Here is a 3,322-nt window from a genome sequence, read left to right as displayed (position 1 = left end):
CTTGATCGTTATCCGCACGGTCATCCCAGAATCTCAATCGTTTTTTCGGAATCCCAACACCGCGCCATTATGGGGACGCGGGCGGGGGCACACTTCCGCGAAACTTGCGCGTCGGTTGGATCGACCGAGCTCGCTGCGGCGGCGTCAAATCGGCGTCGGTTTTGCGGACCGCTGCGTCTGCGGAGCAAACGATCCGAACGGCCAAGCGATCGGCGCGCCAGATGCGGCGCGCGTCCAGAAACGAGCAGGGCGAGAGGACACCGTTAGAACTTGTTCTGGCCGGAGTACAGGTGTTGCAATTGGCAATTGGGTGAGTCTTTCAAATTGTCGCGCTGGCCCTGGCCTGCACTGCCGCTTTCACTTTCGCGATGAACACCGGCCAGCGTGGGTCCGATTCCAAGCTCATCAGCGCGATAAGGCTGCGCCCAACGGGCAACCACGCCAGGAAGGACTCACGCTCGACCAACGCCTGTTCTAGGGCGGCGAAGGCCAGGTCATTTTCTCCCAGTGCGGCATGAAGAAGGTACATGAAACATGGACGTGTGGGGGCCGGGGTCGTGCGATCGGCCAGTTCGCGTTGAATCTGCCTCGCTTGGCCTACGTCCCCAGTGAGCGCCAGCGCCTGGCCCAGTGTGGATAAGAACAGCGGCAACCGTCTGGAAAGCTCAACGGCCCGGTGCAATTCCACGAGCGCCGCTTCGCGATCTCCCAGGAACCAGTATGCCTGGCCTAGCTGCCAGTGACTGAGGGCGAAATTCGGGTCAAGCTCCAGGGAGCGGCGTAGCGGAGGCAGCGCCTCGGCGAACCGCTTAAGAAGATTGAACGAAATGCCGAGGTATAGGTGGGCTGCTCTGGAGAGCGGGTCGCCTTCCATGGCACGTCGATTCTGGGCGACGGATTCCCGGTCACGTCCCATAAAAAGCATCAGAAAATGCCCATACCGAGAGCGGGCATGACTGTAGTTCGAATTCAATTCCAGGGCCTTCAGCAAGTGCTGTTCGGATCCATACCAGTCCCAGTCGCACCAGCCAAGCACGACGCCGACTGAAGAGTGGGCCTCAGCGGAATTGTCGTCCAAAGCGACCGCCTTCTCCGCCGCGGTCTTCGCTTTGCCATAAGCCTCGCGAAACGGCAGGAAATCATAAAAACCGAGCAGGAAGTAGGCTCGATCGAGGAATTGCATCGAGCGCATGCGGCATCGTCGCCGCATCCCCCGGCCGAACTGGTGGCCGACCTCGACCCGGCTGTCGAACGCGCGATTCTGCATTCCCGCCAAAAAGTACCCGGCAAACGTTGGGATGAGCGAGCTTCCCCTATTACCAACGCGCGATAGACTATGCCACATGAGACCGACTCGACGCGACTTTCTGAAAGCGAGCGGTGCCGTGGCGACTGGGGCGGCCGCGGGAATGGAGCTGCTCCGGTCTCCGATGGTGGCTCGGGCCGCGGGCGGGCGGCGGCCGCTCAATGTGGTGTTGATGGTCGCCGACGACCAGCGAGCCGACACGATCGGCCGGCTGGGCAACCCGCATATTAAAACGCCGCATCTCGATCGGCTCGCCGCCGGCGGATTCGCGTTTCGCCATGCGCGAAACATGGGCGCTCAGAACGGGGCGGTCTGCGTTCCGGCGCGCGCGATGTTGCACACCGGCCGCTCGCTGTTCCGCGCGCCGGAGGACATGGGCAATTTCGTCATTCTGCCCGAGGCGCTTCGCAAGGCCGGATACACGACGTTCGCCTGCGGCAAATGGCACAACGGCACGCCCGCCTTCGAGCGCGGCTTCAGCAGTGGAGGAAATATCTTTTTCGGCGGGATGCACGAAGATCAATTTCACATGCCGGTGCGCGACTTCGATCCGGCCGGCCGTTATCCGAAATCCGCCGTGCGGATCGGCCAGAAATTTTCCTCCGAGTTGTTCGCCGACGCGGCCGTCGAGTTTTTGGAACAGCAGCGTGCCGGCAAATCGGCCGACAAGCCATTTTTCTGCTATCTGGCGTTCACTTCTCCTCACGACCCGCGCACTCCGCCGGAACAGTACAAGAAGCTGTACGATCCGGCAACGATGCCGCTGCCCGACAACTTCCTGCCGCGGCATCCGTTCGACAACGGCGAACTCCGCATCCGCGACGAGCTGCTCGCCCCATTTCCGCGAACGCCGGAGAACACTCGCCAGCAACTCTGCGACTATTACGGCATGATCTCCGCCCAGGATGCACAGGTCGGCCGAGTCGTGAAGACGCTGGAAAACACGTCGCTCATCGACAACACGATTGTCGTCTACACAAGCGATCACGGCTTGGCGATCGGCTCGCACGGGCTGTTCGGCAAACAGAACGTCTACGAAGAATCGGCCGGAGTCCCGTTGATTTTTTTCGGCCCCGGCGTGCCGGGAGGGCAAACGTCGGACACCTACACATACGGCTTCGACATCTTTCCCACGCTCTGCGAACTGCTGGGCGTCGCGCCGGCGGCGACCGTCGAAGGGCGCAGCCTGGTCGGAATTTTCAGTCGTAGCGAGACGCGAGTGCATGACGCGATCTTCGGCGCCTACGACCATTCGCCCGGCCCGCGGCGCGGCGCGAACGACGCCGCTCCGGTTGCTGCTGGCCTTCAGCGGGCCGTGCATGACGGCCGGTGGAAGTACCATCATTACGACGTCAAGGGAAAAACAACCGTCCGGCTGTTCGACATGCAGCACGATCCGGACGAGATTCACGATTTGTCCACCGACCGATCCGCCGCCAAGGAACTCCCGCGTCTGGCCTCGCTGCTGAAACAATTGCGTCACGATTTGGCCGATAATCGGGATTAGGCGCGGTTATCGGCTCTCTCCGTAGTCGACGCGCTACTCTTCCCGCCAGATGCTATCGAGCGACCGAGCACCCCAAAGTCTTGCCGGTGGCCCCCCTGAATGGCTACGATGGTAGGGTCGTTCGGCTAACCCGGCGGCCTGCGAGAACGCTTGCCTTTTCAAGGAGCTCGGTCGATGGAAACGCGACAGGCGGCCCATCCTGCTCCGCGGACGTTGGCGGCTTTCGCCTTGAACCGCTTGCCGGCGGAAGCGCGCGAGCGATTGCAGGCACATCTGCGCTCCTGCGCGAGCTGCTCCGATTTTCTAGCCCGCACGCCGCAACACGAGTTGCCCGCGAGGCGCAACGCGGAAGCACGAGAACGTCATCACGTGACGGTGCAATACTTTGGCAACCATCGGCATCGCATGGATTACCCACGGTATATCGCCGCGGGCTGGCAGATCGGCTCGGGTCCGGTAGAAGCGGCTTGTCGAACGGTGGTGACCGAACGGCTCAAATGCAGCGGCAT

General features: G+C 62.0%; 3 protein-coding genes. 2 read left to right on the top strand and 1 reads right to left on the bottom strand.

Annotation, left to right across the window (positions count from 1 at the left end; genetic code table 11):
- Nucleotides 1-319: 319 nt before the first annotated feature.
- Nucleotides 320-1,267: a tetratricopeptide repeat protein gene (locus VHX65_00015; protein ID HEX3996917.1), complete on the bottom strand. Its 948-nt coding sequence runs from the start codon at nucleotides 1,265-1,267 to the stop codon at nucleotides 320-322.
- 76 nt (nucleotides 1,268-1,343) lie between these two features.
- Between VHX65_00015 and VHX65_00010 the strand changes: the two genes are divergently transcribed.
- A complete protein-coding gene (locus tag VHX65_00010) occupies nucleotides 1,344-2,813 on the top strand; it encodes a sulfatase-like hydrolase/transferase (GenBank protein ID HEX3996916.1) in 1,470 nt (489 codons plus the stop codon).
- Between the two features lie 174 nt (nucleotides 2,814-2,987).
- Nucleotides 2,988-3,322: zf-HC2 domain-containing protein (locus tag VHX65_00005; protein HEX3996915.1), on the top strand; the 335-nt coding region annotated here is incomplete at its 3' end.

The organism is Pirellulales bacterium (assembly GCA_036267355.1).
Taxonomy (GTDB): Bacteria; Planctomycetota; Planctomycetia; order Pirellulales; family DATAWG01; genus DATAWG01.
The sequence above is the reverse complement of the archived record's forward strand: the minus strand, read 5'-3'. Positions and strand labels throughout refer to the sequence as shown.